General features: G+C 30.5%; 13 protein-coding genes. 7 read left to right on the top strand and 6 right to left on the bottom strand.

Translation table 11 applies throughout. The annotated features are described in order from the left end of the window. Positions 1 to 10: 10 nt before the first annotated feature. Complete coding sequence (locus AC2I98_RS01065) at positions 11 to 3,472, bottom strand: methylmalonyl-CoA mutase family protein (protein ID WP_486412800.1); 3,462 nt, start codon at positions 3,470 to 3,472, stop codon at positions 11 to 13. 180 nt (positions 3,473 to 3,652) lie between these two features. On the opposite strand from AC2I98_RS01065, the gene AC2I98_RS01060 reads away from it, so the two are divergent. Next, entirely contained in the window at positions 3,653 to 4,555 is a 903-nt protein-coding gene (locus AC2I98_RS01060; protein WP_486412799.1) for a hypothetical protein, read from the top strand. Between the two features lies 1 nt (position 4,556). Here AC2I98_RS01060 and AC2I98_RS01055 read toward each other — a convergent pair whose 3' ends face one another. After that, the gene (locus AC2I98_RS01055) at positions 4,557 to 5,231 is read right to left on the bottom strand and encodes a uracil-DNA glycosylase (protein ID WP_486412798.1); all 675 of its coding nucleotides are present in this window, start codon (positions 5,229 to 5,231) and stop codon (positions 4,557 to 4,559) included. Positions 5,232 to 5,276: 45 nt separating this feature from the next. On the opposite strand from AC2I98_RS01055, the gene AC2I98_RS01050 reads away from it, so the two are divergent. Genes AC2I98_RS01050 through AC2I98_RS01040 form a run of 3 tightly spaced genes read left to right on the top strand, consistent with a single transcriptional unit; the run spans position 5,277 to position 8,261 of the window. Then, positions 5,277 to 7,424: an endonuclease MutS2 gene (locus AC2I98_RS01050; protein WP_486412797.1), complete on the top strand. Its 2,148-nt coding sequence runs from the start codon at positions 5,277 to 5,279 to the stop codon at positions 7,422 to 7,424. After that, positions 7,405 to 7,746, top strand: a complete 342-nt coding sequence (locus AC2I98_RS01045) for a hypothetical protein (protein WP_486412796.1) — start codon at positions 7,405 to 7,407, stop codon at positions 7,744 to 7,746. Before AC2I98_RS01050 ends, AC2I98_RS01045 begins: the two co-directional genes overlap by 20 nt. A gap of 14 nt (positions 7,747 to 7,760) precedes the next feature. After that, positions 7,761 to 8,261 carry a hypothetical protein gene (locus AC2I98_RS01040; protein ID WP_486412795.1) on the top strand — a complete coding sequence of 167 codons (501 nt, stop codon included), beginning with the start codon at positions 7,761 to 7,763 and terminating at the stop codon, positions 8,259 to 8,261. Between the two features lie 46 nt (positions 8,262 to 8,307). Here AC2I98_RS01040 and AC2I98_RS01035 read toward each other — a convergent pair whose 3' ends face one another. Further along, positions 8,308 to 9,012 carry a GLPGLI family protein gene (locus AC2I98_RS01035; protein WP_486412794.1) on the bottom strand — a complete coding sequence of 235 codons (705 nt, stop codon included), beginning with the start codon at positions 9,010 to 9,012 and terminating at the stop codon, positions 8,308 to 8,310. Positions 9,013 to 9,354: 342 nt separating this feature from the next. Between AC2I98_RS01035 and AC2I98_RS01030 the strand changes: the two genes are divergently transcribed. From AC2I98_RS01030 to AC2I98_RS01020, 3 genes are all read left to right on the top strand, one after another. Beyond that, entirely contained in the window at positions 9,355 to 9,981 is a 627-nt protein-coding gene (locus tag AC2I98_RS01030) for a peroxiredoxin (RefSeq protein ID WP_038336698.1), read from the top strand. A 159-nt stretch (positions 9,982 to 10,140) separates the two neighbouring features. Then, positions 10,141 to 10,458 (top strand): thioredoxin family protein, encoded by a 318-nt coding sequence (locus AC2I98_RS01025; RefSeq protein WP_135836238.1) that lies wholly within the window; start codon positions 10,141 to 10,143, stop codon positions 10,456 to 10,458. Further along, entirely contained in the window at positions 10,439 to 10,687 is a 249-nt protein-coding gene (locus tag AC2I98_RS01020; RefSeq protein ID WP_486412793.1) for a DUF6952 family protein, read from the top strand. The genes AC2I98_RS01025 and AC2I98_RS01020 overlap by 20 nt, the downstream gene beginning before the upstream one ends. Positions 10,688 to 10,739: 52 nt before the next feature. Here the strand turns inward: AC2I98_RS01020 and AC2I98_RS01015 are convergent, their stop codons facing one another. The 3 genes from AC2I98_RS01015 to lat form a co-directional block, all read right to left on the bottom strand. Further along, positions 10,740 to 11,465, bottom strand: a complete 726-nt coding sequence (locus tag AC2I98_RS01015) for a GLPGLI family protein (RefSeq protein ID WP_486412792.1) — start codon at positions 11,463 to 11,465, stop codon at positions 10,740 to 10,742. Between the two features lie 144 nt (positions 11,466 to 11,609). Beyond that, positions 11,610 to 12,389, bottom strand: coding sequence for a Cof-type HAD-IIB family hydrolase (locus AC2I98_RS01010; protein ID WP_486412791.1), 780 nt, complete (start codon positions 12,387 to 12,389; stop codon positions 11,610 to 11,612). 60 nt (positions 12,390 to 12,449) lie between these two features. Then, the gene (gene lat / locus AC2I98_RS01005; RefSeq protein WP_486412790.1) at positions 12,450 to 13,739 is read right to left on the bottom strand and encodes an L-lysine 6-transaminase; all 1,290 of its coding nucleotides are present in this window, start codon (positions 13,737 to 13,739) and stop codon (positions 12,450 to 12,452) included. Positions 13,740 to 13,745: the final 6 nt, after the last annotated feature.

Below are 13,745 nucleotides of genomic sequence, written 5' to 3'. Positions count from 1 at the left end.
CTTATAATAATTACATATTTCTACGGTACTGACCACCCACGTTAAACAACGCATCAGTGATTTGTCCAAGTGAACATACTTTTGTTACATCCATCAAAGCTTCGAAAATATTACCATTCTGAATTGCAATTTCTTGCACTTTTTCAAGTAATACTTTTTCTTCTTCTCCTTTTGCTGCATGTAAATTTTCTTTCGTTTTAATTTGGAATTGTTTTTCTTCCTCTGTTGCACGAATAACTTCTGCAGGAACAACTGTTGACGAACCTTTAGAACTTAAGAACGTATTTACACCAATAATTGGGAAAGATCCATTATGTTTCAACGTTTCGTAATACAATGATTCCTCCTGAATTTTAGAACGTTGATACATGGTTTCCATTGCTCCTAAAACGCCACCACGCTCTGTAATACGATCAAATTCTTGTAAAACAGCTTCTTCAACTAAATCTGTTAATTCCTCAATAATGAACGAACCTTGAATTGGATTTTCATTTTTCGCTAAACCTAATTCTTTGTTGATAATCAACTGAATAGCCATAGCTCTACGCACAGACTCTTCCGTAGGCGTTGTAATCGCTTCATCATACGCATTCGTATGCAACGAGTTACAGTTATCGTAAATTGCATATAACGCTTGCAACGTTGTACGAATATCGTTGAAATCAATTTCTTGTGCGTGTAACGAACGACCCGATGTTTGAATATGGTATTTCAACATTTGTGCGCGCTCATTTGCTCCATATTTATTTTTCAAGGCTTTTGCCCAAATTTTACGAGCTACACGACCAATTACTGAATATTCTGGATCGATACCATTCGAGAAGAAAAACGATAAGTTTGGTCCAAACGCATTGATATCCATTCCGCGAGACAAATAATATTCCACATATGTAAATCCGTTTGCCAATGTAAACGCCAATTGTGTAATAGGATTCGCTCCTGCCTCTGCAATATGGTAACCCGAAATAGAAACAGAATAAAAATTACGAACATTTTGATTGATGAAATATTCTTGCACATCACCCATTAAACGCAACGCAAATTCAGTAGAAAAAATACATGTATTTTGTGCTTGATCTTCTTTTAAAATATCTGCTTGAACTGTTCCACGAACTTGTGCTAACGTATTTTTCTTGATTTCAGCATACACATCCTCAGGTAAAACCTGATCTCCTGTAACACCTAAAAGCATCAATCCTAAACCATCATTTCCTTCTGGTAAATCGCCATTGTAACGAGGTCTTTCTAAACCTTTATCTTCGTAAATAGCTTTAATTTTCGCTTCAGTTTCAGCTTCTAAACCATTTTCTTTGATGTATTTTTCACAATTTTGATCAATTGCGGCATTCATAAAGAAACCTAACAACATAGGTGCCGGACCATTAATAGTCATCGAAACTGATGTCATTGCGTGAGATAAATCGAAACCAGAATACAATTTCTTTGCATCATCTAAACAACAAATCGAAACTCCTGCATTCCCAATTTTTCCATAAATATCTGGACGATGACCTGGATCATTTCCGTACAAAGTTACCGAGTCAAAAGCCGTAGACAAACGTTTTGCTGACATTCCTTTCGATACATAATGAAAACGACGATTGGTTCTTTCTGGACCTCCTTCACCTGCAAACATACGCGTTGGATCTTCTCCTTCACGTTTGAATGGATATAATCCCGATGTAAACGGAAATTCTCCTGGAACGTTTTCTTGTAAAACCCAACGTAAAATATCGCCCCAAGCTTCGTACTTTGGTAATGCAACTTTAGGAATTTGTAAATGCGATAAAGATTCAGAATGAGTTTTAATCTTAATCTCTTTATCACGAACTTTAAACGTATAAACCGGATTTTTATATTTATTTACCTTTTCATCCCAAGTCGTAATTACTTCCCAATTAAAAGGATCTAAATTCATCTTTAATTTATCAAACTCTGCCAAAAGTACTTTTACTAAATCTGCATTTTCAGTTCCAGAAATCTCAATTCCGTGATGTGTAATTGCTGGAGTTTTACCAGAAAGTGTTTCGATTGTTTTGAAGAAACCATATAATTTTTGTGCTACCTCTTTCTGAGCTACAACTTTAGAATCGTAACCTCTATTATTTTCTGCTATTTCAGATAAATAACGCGTACGAGAAGGCGGAATTACAAAGATTTTTTCTGACATCTCTTTTGTAATTTCAAAAGTCGATTTCAAATCAGCTCCCGTTTTTTCGACTACTTTATCAATAATAGATTTATACAATTGATTGGTTCCTGGATCGTTGAATTGAGATGCAATTGTTCCAAAAACAGGCATTTCGTCTGGGTTTACATCCCAAAGATTATGATTGCGTTGGTATTGTTTTTTCACATCGCGTAACGCATCTAAAGCACCACGTTTATCAAATTTGTTAATCGCAACAATGTCAGCAAAATCTAACATATCGATTTTCTCTAATTGTGTTGCAGCACCAAATTCTGGCGTCATAATGTACAATGAAGCGTCTGAATGATCTAAAATTTCAGTATCCGATTGTCCAATTCCAGAAGTTTCTAAAATAATCAAATCATATTTCGCAGCTTTCAAAACCTGGATTGCTTCTTCCACATATTTTGACAATGCTAAATTTGATTGACGAGTTGCCAACGAACGCATATACACACGAGGATTGTTAATCGAATTCATACGAATACGATCTCCTAACAAAGCGCCTCCTGTTTTCTTTTTTGATGGATCTACAGAAACTAATGCGATAGATTTTTCTGGAAAATCAATTAAAAAACGACGCACTAATTCGTCCACCATAGACGATTTTCCTGCTCCACCTGTTCCTGTAATTCCTAAAACGGGCGCAGATTTATCCGCTACTTTATCGTAATCAAACGCTTTTAAAAAGTCTTCTTCACGATTTTCTGCCAACGATATTAAACGCGCAATCGTTGTGATATCTTTATCTTCTAATGATTGGTAGACATCTTTTCCTTCAGGTAATTCTAAAGCTCCTGTAGGAAAATCAGCTTTCTCAACCATATCGTTTATCATACCTTGCAAACCTAATTCGCGTCCATCATCAGGAGAATATAAACGTGTAATTCCGTAATCCATCAATTCTTTAATTTCTGACGGAAGAATTACTCCTCCTCCACCTCCAACAATGCGGATATCACCTGCTCCTTTTTCTTGAAGCAAATCGTACATATATTTAAAATATTCGTTGTGGCCTCCTTGATATGATGTCATTGCAATGGCATTCGCATCTTCTTGAATGGCTGTATTTACAACATCTTCTACCGATTTATCATGTCCTAAGTGAATAACCTCGCAGCCTGTAGATTGGATAATACGACGCATAATATTGATAGCCGCATCGTGCCCATCAAACAAAGCTGCTGCTGTTACAATTCGAACTTTGTTTTTAGGAAGATAGGCTTCTTGTATAGGGTGTACAAACTTTTCTTTCTTTTCTTCTTGAGTAATTTGTGACATTTATTTGTGATTTTGTTTTTTTATGACTCTTGCTAAGATACTATAATTTTAGACCAAAATTTAGCCTTTAAATTATCATTTTGTAACTTTTGAATCTAAAAAATTAATAAAAAAACAAAATTTAATGTGAAAATTTGATAAAAATTAATTAACTTTATTATCACTCTCAAATACGTCAATATGAATACTTACACTTTAAAAAATCTTTCCGAATTTTCTGAATTAAGTGAACAGATGATTATTTTATGGAATAAAAAGTATAAGTTTTTTACAGAAGATAAAATTGACAAAAACACTCTATTTACCCATGAAAATTTTAAAAAATTAATAATAATCTCTTTTCTAAACGAATCAAATAAAAAAAATTCTGTCGAAAATTTAAGTTTAAAATCTATACCAGAATTACAAGTTATTTGCGAATTTGAGATTCAAAACTTTTTGCAAAAAAACAAAAATTATCATCCCTTACTTAAATTATTGATTTGTTCTTGTTTCTCTTATGATGCGAAATCGTTTGATACTATCTTAACAATATGTTTCAAAAAATTGGGTATTGGAATTTGTTGTAACGAAATTGTTTTTCCATTTCTAAGTAAAATGTCTCAAATTTTAACTAATTATTCAATTCAAGAATCTTCCATTTCCTTTTCAAAAAACCTCATTCGAAAGCACCTTTTTTACTTAATAAAATCAATATATTATACCGAAAAAAATGATCGAAAATGGTTATTATTTTTACCTCAGGGAGAAATGCATGATTTGGAATTACTCTATGCTTATCTCTATCTAAAAATGAACAATGAAAAAGGTATTTATTTGGGAGAAAATCAAAGTTTACGATCAATATCAGAATTTTTAGAAAACCTTATAATTTCACATGTCATAATATATATAAATGATGATTATGATGTTTCACTATTGACTAATTATTTGATTATTATAAAAGAAAAGTATCCAAATTCGACTATTTTCGTTGCTAGTTATGAGCCATTAATAGAAAAAATAACAGAAAAAATTCCATATATAAACGTCAATACTCCACAAATGTTTAACTCTTATTTACAAAAAATTATGACAATGTAATCTACTTTTCTATTTCCCAATTTATAGGTACTAAATTTCTATTCTCTAAATATTTATTTGTTTTAGAAAAAGGCTTACTTTCCCAAAAACCTCTATAAGCACCTAAAGGAGAAGGGTGAGCAGTTTCGATAACTAAATGTTTTTCGCGGTCAATTTTTGCCCCTTTTTTTTGTGCATAAGCTCCCCATAATATAAAAACTACATTTTCCTTTTTATCTGAAACTTGCTGTATCACAGCATCTGTAAACTCTTCCCAACCTTTCTTTTGATGAGAACCTGCTTTAGAAGCTTCAACAGTTAAAGTAGCATTTAAGAGTAATACGCCTTGTTTTGCCCAAGATTCTAAATTACCCAAAGTAGAAATTTCAAATCCCAAATCATCATTCAATTCTTTATAAATATTACGTAAACTTGGAGGCAATTTTATTCCATCTGCAACAGAAAACGATAAACCATTTGCTTGTCCTTCTCCATGATAGGGATCTTGACCTAAAATTACCACTTTTAAGTTTTCTAAAGATGTATAATTAAAAGCAGAAAAAATCTGCTCTTTTGGAGGATAAATTGTTTTTGTTTGATATTCTTTTTCAACAAAATCAATCAGTTGTATAAAATAATCTTTATTAAATTCATCTTTTAAAACATCTTTCCATGTAGACCCTAATTTTATATCCATTTACTGTTTTTTTATGAAAACAAAATTATCCGTAAATTTGTATCAATGCAAATATCAGAACAAACTTTAAAAGATTTAGAATTTAATGCGATTCAAAAAGAAATCGCAGAATTTGCTTATACAGAAAAGATTGAACAATTTATTTTTCAACTAAAACCTTACGAAGATCACCAAAATTTGGTACAAGATCTTCAAACAACTAATGAATATTTAAAAACTTTTGAAACTGGAAATCGATTTCCTTTTTCGGAATACTATATTTTAGATGAAAATCTAAGCCGATTAGAAATCGAAAATTATTATTTGCCTGCCGAAGAATTTTTTAAAATTAAGGCAAATGCACTTCAAGTAAAAGAAATCTTGAAATATCTAACTCTTTTTCAAGAATATACACCAGTTTTATTTGATAAAGCAGCAACGATTAACTACGAAAAAAATATCGTAAAACTAATCGATCAAGTTTTTAATAAGTTTGGAGAAATAAAAGATGATGCAAGTCCAGAATTAAAAATTGTTCGTGATAGACTTCGTCATTTGAATGGTCGAATTACCGAATTATTTAATAAATCGATGAGCTATCATTCAGATTATTTGGATGATATACGTGAATCTGTTATTGGAAACCGACGCGTTTTAGCAGTAAAATCAGCATTAAGAAAACGTGTAAAAGGGCAGTTTTTAGGAACTTCTAAAACAGGTTCAATTACATTTATTGAGCCAGAAAGTGTTCAAAATCCACGTCGTGAATGGGAAGAATTAAAAGAAGAAGAAAAACATTTGATTATTCAGATTTTATTGGATTTAACAGCTCAAATTGCCGAGTATAAACCAAATCTTGAAGAATATCAAACGTTTTTAGAATATATTGATTTTACACAAGCTAAAGCAAATTATGCTTATTTAATTAATGGAATTTTACCCGAAATTTCTGAAAGTCGAATTATAAAATTAGTCGATGCATACCATCCTGTTTTATTTTTAAACAATAAAAGAAAAGTACAAAAAACGATTCCACAAAGTTTAGAAATTAACGAAGATTGTCGCATTATAATTATTTCTGGTCCAAATGCTGGAGGAAAATCTATCACTTTGAAAACAATTGGTTTATTGCAATTGATGATTCAGAGTGGAATTTTAGTTCCTGTAAAAGAAGAAAGTCAATTTGGTTTCTTTGATCAAATTTACACCGATATTGGAGACAATCAATCAATTGAAAATCATTTATCAACTTATAGTTATCGTCTAAAACAAATGTCTTATTTCTTAAAAAATGCGGATGATAAAACATTGTTGTTAGTCGATGAATTTGGTACTGGTTCTGATCCTGAATTAGGTGGTGCTTTGGCAGAAGTTTTCTTCGAAGAGTTTTATGAAAGAAATTCGTTTGGTGTTTTTACAACGCATTACACCAATATCAAATTGAGTGCAGAAAGCTTACCAGAAGCCATAAATGCGTGCATGTTATTTGATAAAAAAACTTTAGAACCTCTTTATCGTTTAGAAATAGGTCAAGCTGGTAGTTCGTTTACGTTTGAAGTTGCCGAGAAAAATAAAATTCCGTTCCGTTTAATCAATCGTGCAAAGAAAAAAGTAGAAAGTGAAAAAGTGAGTTTGGATAAAACCATTTTGAAACTTCAACAAGAGAAATTCGAAATTCAGAAAACAAAAGATCATGTTGAAGAATTACGTGAAACCAATATTGAGCACAATGAAAAATTAGAACAAACGAATGAAAAAATTCAACAAAAATTATACGATTTTCAACAATTATATGATCGCGAACAAAAGCGTTTGAAATTAGGTGAGCGTATTTCGGATATGGCTGATTCTTATTTAAAAACGAAGAATAAAAAACAAATGATTTCTAATTTTCTGAAATTAATTGAAATGGAAAATTCGAAAAAAACGAAAGAAGTTCAACAATTAAAGAAAATTGAAAAAATTGTAGAGAAAGAAGTTAAGCGTGAATTAAAAGAAAACTCGGAGACAATTTCTCAACAAAAACAAGTGATTGAGCAGAAAGAAAAAGCTGAAACAAAGAAGAAAATTGATGCATTGAAAGTTGGTGATCGTGTAAAAATTCATGGATCATCGAGTGTTGGAACAATAGATAAGTTTAAAAAAGATACAGTTTTTGTAAATTACGGCTTATTTACAACCCAAATTAATGTCAATGAAGTTTATAAAATTTAGTGTATTCTTTTTATTATTGAGTTTTCAGTCTTGCTTATGGCAGGAAGATGACAATAAACATTACTCATGCTCCTTTACAATTGATGTGACAAGCTGGAACAAAACGTTGAATAATTGTAAGTACACCGTTACGATTAACAATCGTGGAATGATGAATGAAAAAGGTATTTTTGAGTTTAAGTTTAAAAATGCTTCAAAAATTTACACAAAAAATTCGAGTGTTTATACTGTTCAACCAGGTGTTAATACGGTTCCAGTAGAAATTAGCAACTGTAATTTTGCAGATGAAATAATAGAAGTTTGCTTTATGCAATATAAATAATACACAATATATTAATGATTTATAAAAAATTAATTGCCATAATTTTATTCCTAAACATTACTAATTTTGCATTCGCACAAACGAATAATAACTGGGATTGGTTAATTGGAAGTTGGGAAGGAATTGGTAACGGGAAACCTGGAGAAGGAAAAGGTGTTTTTTCATTCGAATATCAATTAGATCAAAATGTAATTGTAAGAAAAAGTCATTCTGAATATCCTTCAAAAGACTTGAAAAACAAAACAATACATAAGGATTTAATGATCGTTTATTTGGATGAAAATAAAAAATTATCGAAAGCGATTTATTTTGATAATGAAGGACATATTATCAATTACTCTATTTCGTATTCTGAAAAAACAATCACTTTTTTAAGTGAAACTATTGCAAAAATGCCAACATTTAAATTAACTTATCAATTACTCGAAAACAAAGAAATAAATACAGTTTTTGAAATTTCGATGGATGGAAAAAATTTCAATACATATATTGAAGGAAAAAGTAAAAAAATATAAAACGAAAAAGGTTAGTGAATTCACTAACCTTTTTCGCTTTAATATCTTAATCTTTCTCTACGCCTTGATTTATTATTCCTCTAGATTTCCCCATCGATTTCTCAATCTCCTTATCATATTCTTCCTTTGTAACTTTTTTCGATTTATTTGGTAATTCGATCTTCCCTATGTAAGGTTTTATATCTATTGCACTTATAGTAACATTCGAAAATGAAGACGCAAATTTTACTTGTAAAATAAGACCTGGTAATCCATTAAAACGAGAAGGACCATCACGAAAAGGTAAATCTGTTGAATACCATGCTTCTACTGTTTGTTTTGGATTAGTATAGGTTGCTTTTCTTACATTATAACCTAAGATAGTTGACTCTTCTTTACTCAATATCCAAGGGAAAGTTTGGATGGAATCTTTGATAAATAATTTGGGTTTCATTTCACTATTTTCATACAATTCTTTTGTATTAAAATTTTTATAGATATTAGAACCTATATCACTCGATAATCCAAAAGAACTTCCTCGATTTTGCTCATTATTGATACGTTCTATTTTTTCAAAATTAGAATTTGTAGCATTTACAAATAACTCAAAATAATATCGTTTATTCTCAGAATTGACAAGCATTTCTTCGGTTTTTACTGATATTTTCTTATACGAACTTCTATCAAATTCTTGTTTCACTTCGTATTCTACTCGAATAGCATCTTGGGCAAATCCAATTATTGGAAGTATTAAAAATAAATATTTTAGCATTTTATAGTGTTTATTATTCTACTAATATAGAAATAAAATTTAATTCATTTTAAAGAATCATCAACATAAGCAATATCATTCTTTAAGGTAAATAATCTTCGTAAATTAGCGTAGAGATAAGATAAAAAGGCTTGTTGTATTGAATTTCAATAAAATATTAACTCAATAATTATTATTAATCATATATCATAAATATAATTTATAGTTTAATCTATATTTGAAATTGAAAATATATGGACAGTTTAAAATATCAGTCTAAATTTGCATCAGTAAAAGAGATAAAAACTATTACAAGTTTTATCAAATCGAGAAGTAAAAAACAAAATATAAAAAATTAAAATTATGTCATTAGTAGGAAAAAAAGCGCCTTTATTCACAGCGCCAGCAGTAATTGATGGAGACGAAATCGTAGAAAACTTTTCAATGCCAATCGGAGAAAAAAACATCGTTTTATTCTTCTACCCAAAAGATTTTACATTCGTATGTCCGACAGAATTACATGCATTCCAAGCTAAATTAGCTGAATTCGAAAAAAGAGATGCTGTTGTAATTGCTGCTTCTTGTGATTCAGAAGAAACACACTTAGCATGGTTAAACACTGCTAAAGATAACGGAGGTATCGAAGGTGTTACTTACCCAATCGTTGCTGACTTAGCAAAAACTATCGCTATGGATTACGGAGTTTTAGCTGGTGAGTATGTTTACAATGAAGAAAATGATTCTTTAAAATTTGAAGGAGCTCCAGTTGCTTACCGTGGTACTTTCATCATCGACAAAAACGGTGTTGTTCGTCACGAAACAATCAACGATTTACCATTAGGACGTAACATTGATGAGTATGTACGTTTATTAGACGCTATTTTACATGTAGAAAAATACGGTGAAGTTTGTCCAGCTAACTGGGAAGAAGGAAAAGATGCAATGAACGCTACTAAAGATGGTGTTGCTTCTTATTTAGCTTCTCACTAAAAATAATTTGAAATCTTAGAATTTCAAAATTCACGAAGAGGCTGTCTAAAATTTTGACAGAAGATTTTTAACTGATTTATTTTCAATATAAAATCACTAAGTTAATACCTTAGACAGCCTTTTTTATATCCAATTTTTAACACTTTAAAAATTAAAAAAATGTTTGCAGAATTAGAACAAGATAACTTAGCACAAGTAGTTGCTGATAACAATATAGTAATTGTACAATATGGTGCTGGATGGTGTGGAAACTGCCGTTTGGTAAAACCAAAATTCAAAAAATTAGCGGCTGAATACGAAGGTCAAGCAGAATTCTTATATGTTGATGCTGAGAAATTAGTAGAATCAAGAAAATTAGCTGAAGTTCCAAATTTACCAACTTTCGCAGTTTTCAAAGGAGGAGTTAATGTAGGACAAGTAACTGCATCTAAAATTGATGCTGTAAAAGAATTGATCAATGAAGCTGCCGGTATTTAAAAATTTAGCAAAAAATGTTTCTATTGAAGCAATGGAAACAGCTTTAGAAGTTTTGGAAGTTTATGCTGATTCTCCTGCTGTAAAAGAGCCAGAACAAGAAGTAATTGGTGAAATGATTTCTAACATTTGCGGAGCAATGGAAATGAAACAAATGATGGATGAAGGTATGGACGAGCGTACTGCTGCAAATACTTTTATGCAACGTGTTATGGGATCTATTGATAAATAAGCTTATCAATTAATAAAAAATAAGAAAAGGATTTCGATTTGAAATCCTTTTCTTATTTTTTATCTACACCTTGATGTATGTTCGAGTTATGTTTATCGTAATCTATTTTCAATTGTTCGAATTGCGTTTTTGTAATTTCTTTCGCTTTGAATAATTTCTTAAAATCAATATTATTTTTCATTACAACAGAAGTTGCTTTTAAAGAATAAGATGGATCAATTTTTCCGTTCTGAACAGATTCTACTTTTAATACTAAACCTGGTAAATTGATAAATTCTTTTGGACCAAAACGTTTAGGTAAACTCGGTGCATACCAAATAACCATTTTGTTATTCTCATCATACTTAACAACTGCTTGTTTAACATCAAAACCTAAATAGGTAGATTTATCTGGCGTCAATTCATATTTGTAATGTGTAGAAATGGTATCAGTAACAAGATATTTCTTATTCTCTATCATCCATTCTTGTTTTAATTGATTTTGAGTGAAATCTAATTCAAAATTATAACTAATAATTCCTAGTAGTGTAACAGTCGCATTTCCTTGAGAGTTATTAATTCTCTCAATTTTAGAAAAAACACTTCGTCCATTTTCTATCTGTAATACATAATTCTTCGGAACAGAAAGCGCTGCGATAAATGCATCTTCTAACTTTTCTTCTTTTCCATCTTTCCCAATTAATCTCGGAATAGAAACTTCCTCATATTCAACCTCTAATCCTTCTTGAGCATTAGCAATAATTGAAAAAAAACTTATAATAACCAATAAATATTTCATTTTTTTTTAGTTTGTTAATTAATAATAATCTAAAATAATTTTTATTTTAAAACTCTACAATAGTAGAATATGTAATTAACACAACATTGTGAAATATAAAAAATCCAACCGAAGTTGGATTTTTATAGATTTGATTAGTAAAACTTAGATAATTTCGAAATGTTTTAAAGCATTCCAGATACCATCTTCATCAACAGAAGTTGTTACAAAATCGGCGATTTCTTTTACATTTTCGTTCGCATTTCCCATTGCGACTCCAATTTTACTACCTTGCAACATAGTGATATCATTTCCTCCATCACCAAAAGCCATTGTTTTAGACAAATCCAACAGATGACGATTTGCCATTCGTTCTATACCTTTCATTTTATTAATGCCTTTTGGATTTACATCTGCAAAGTACTCTATCCAACGCGTGCTTACACTATTTTTCATCACGTTTTCTAAAATATTTTTTTCTGTTTTTTCATCCACAAAAAGATTCATTTGCATCACATTATCAAATGGTAAATTTCTTGGATCAACAACATCTGGAACAGACAAATCAAAATGACTAAATGATTTAATTATCTTATCGTTCACACGATTTATCGAAAAAGAATCAGAAGTCATAAACGAAAAAACAGTTGGATTTTCTTCGTCATATTTTAACAAAGCTTCAATATCCTTTGGATTAATATATTCGGTAAAAAATGTTTTTCTATCTCTATCCGAGCACATTCCTCCATTATTATTAATATATCCATCAAAACCATGTTCAAAAATAGTTTCGGGCATATCTTTCAAACTTCTTCCTGTTGCGATATATATTTTTTTGTTTTTTTGTTTTAATAATTTCAATGCTTCGATTGCTGAATCACTTAAAGAATGATTTTCAAAACCTTGTAATGTTCCATCAAAATCGAAGAAAAAAGACTCTATCATATTTTAGTTTTATCAAATATAAAATTAAAAAAGCAACCTCACTTTGGTTGCTCTTTTAGGTTATTTTAATGCTAATTTAATAATTTCTATCGCTTTATCAGTATCTTCTTGTGAAATATTGAGATGTGGTCGCATTCGTACCGAGTTTTCTCCACATGGCAGAATAATCATATGATTTTCGAAACAAGTTTTAATGAATGTTGACCGATCCGAATCTGATGAAAAATCAAATGCTATGAATAATCCTAATCCTCGAACAGAATGAATTTTCTTCGTTTCTTTTGCAATCTCATTCAGTTTAGATAAAATATATTTTCCTTTCTCCGCCGCATTTTCTACTAATTTTTCTTGTTCGATAACTTCTAAAATTAATTTGAAACGCAACATATCAATATAATTCCCTCCAAAAGTTGAATTGATACGACTTGATTCCTTAAAAACATTGTTCGGAATTTGATCCAACTTTTCTTTATTTGCTAAAATTCCACAAACTTGTGTTTTCTTACCAAACGAAATAACATCAGGAATAACATCGTAATGTTGAAAAGCCCACATTTTACCTGTCATTCCCATACCTGTTTGCACCTCATCAAAAATCAATAAAATCTCTTCTCTATCACAGATTTCTCTTAATTTCTGAAAAAACTCTTTCCTAAAATAATTATCTCCTCCTTCACCTTGAATCGGCTCTATGATAATACAAGCAATTTTATTTTTTCGTTGTTCTAAAACTGATTCTATTTGCTCTACCGCTCTATTTTCTGACTCAACAACTTTACAAAGATTTTCTTCTGTAACTGGGTAGATACGTTTTGGATTATCAATTCTTGGCCAATCAAACTTCGGAAAATATTCATATTTACGTGGATCTTTTGTATTCGTTAACGATAATGTATAACCAGAACGTCCATGAAATGCTTGCTTGAAATGAATTACTTCACCTGCCTCCTTCTCTATTCCTTTCGAAAAGTTAAGTCTTGTTTTCCAATCAAAAGCTGTTTTTAATGCATTTTCAACCGCCAAAGTTCCTCCAGATATAAAAAATAAATACTGTAATTCTTTTGGCATTGCTACACGCTCAAACGTATCAATTAAATCAGCGTAATCTTTTGTATATATGTCTGACATTGCAGGTTTATTCACTGCATTTCTTCCTAAAAAATCAATTTTAGCCATCAAATGTGGGTGATTATAACCAATAGCTGTCGAAGCAAACATCGAAAATAAATCTAAATATTCTACTCCATTTTCATCGACTACATAAGAACCATGCGATTTGTCCATATCCATAACGATTGGATATCCGTCTGCCAATATATGTTTTGCTAATCTTTCGTGTACTGTACTCATAGTTTT

The organism is Empedobacter sp. EJD.6dd (genome assembly GCF_057369435.1).
The sequence above is the reverse complement of the archived record's forward strand: the minus strand, read 5'-3'. Positions and strand labels throughout refer to the sequence as shown.

What these genes read in the sequence shown, in the direction of transcription:
- AC2I98_RS01040 (WP_486412795.1), top strand. Translation starts at nt 7,761, where the DNA reads ATGATTTATAAAAAATTAATTGCCATAATTTTATTCCTAAACATTACT.
- AC2I98_RS01050 (WP_486412797.1), top strand. Translation starts at nt 5,277, where the DNA reads ATGCAAATATCAGAACAAACTTTAAAAGATTTAGAATTTAATGCGATT.
- AC2I98_RS01045 (WP_486412796.1), top strand. Translation starts at nt 7,405, where the DNA reads ATGAAGTTTATAAAATTTAGTGTATTCTTTTTATTATTGAGTTTTCAG.
- lat (WP_486412790.1), bottom strand. Translation starts at nt 13,739, where the DNA reads ATGAGTACAGTACACGAAAGATTAGCAAAACATATATTGGCAGACGGA.
- AC2I98_RS01060 (WP_486412799.1), top strand. Translation starts at nt 3,653, where the DNA reads ATGAATACTTACACTTTAAAAAATCTTTCCGAATTTTCTGAATTAAGT.
- AC2I98_RS01010 (WP_486412791.1), bottom strand. Translation starts at nt 12,389, where the DNA reads ATGATAGAGTCTTTTTTCTTCGATTTTGATGGAACATTACAAGGTTTT.
- AC2I98_RS01025 (WP_135836238.1), top strand. Translation starts at nt 10,141, where the DNA reads ATGTTTGCAGAATTAGAACAAGATAACTTAGCACAAGTAGTTGCTGAT.
- AC2I98_RS01030 (WP_038336698.1), top strand. Translation starts at nt 9,355, where the DNA reads ATGTCATTAGTAGGAAAAAAAGCGCCTTTATTCACAGCGCCAGCAGTA.
- AC2I98_RS01055 (WP_486412798.1), bottom strand. Translation starts at nt 5,231, where the DNA reads ATGGATATAAAATTAGGGTCTACATGGAAAGATGTTTTAAAAGATGAA.
- AC2I98_RS01035 (WP_486412794.1), bottom strand. Translation starts at nt 9,012, where the DNA reads ATGCTAAAATATTTATTTTTAATACTTCCAATAATTGGATTTGCCCAA.
- AC2I98_RS01020 (WP_486412793.1), top strand. Translation starts at nt 10,439, where the DNA reads ATGAAGCTGCCGGTATTTAAAAATTTAGCAAAAAATGTTTCTATTGAA.
- AC2I98_RS01065 (WP_486412800.1), bottom strand. Translation starts at nt 3,472, where the DNA reads ATGTCACAAATTACTCAAGAAGAAAAGAAAGAAAAGTTTGTACACCCT.
- AC2I98_RS01015 (WP_486412792.1), bottom strand. Translation starts at nt 11,465, where the DNA reads ATGAAATATTTATTGGTTATTATAAGTTTTTTTTCAATTATTGCTAAT.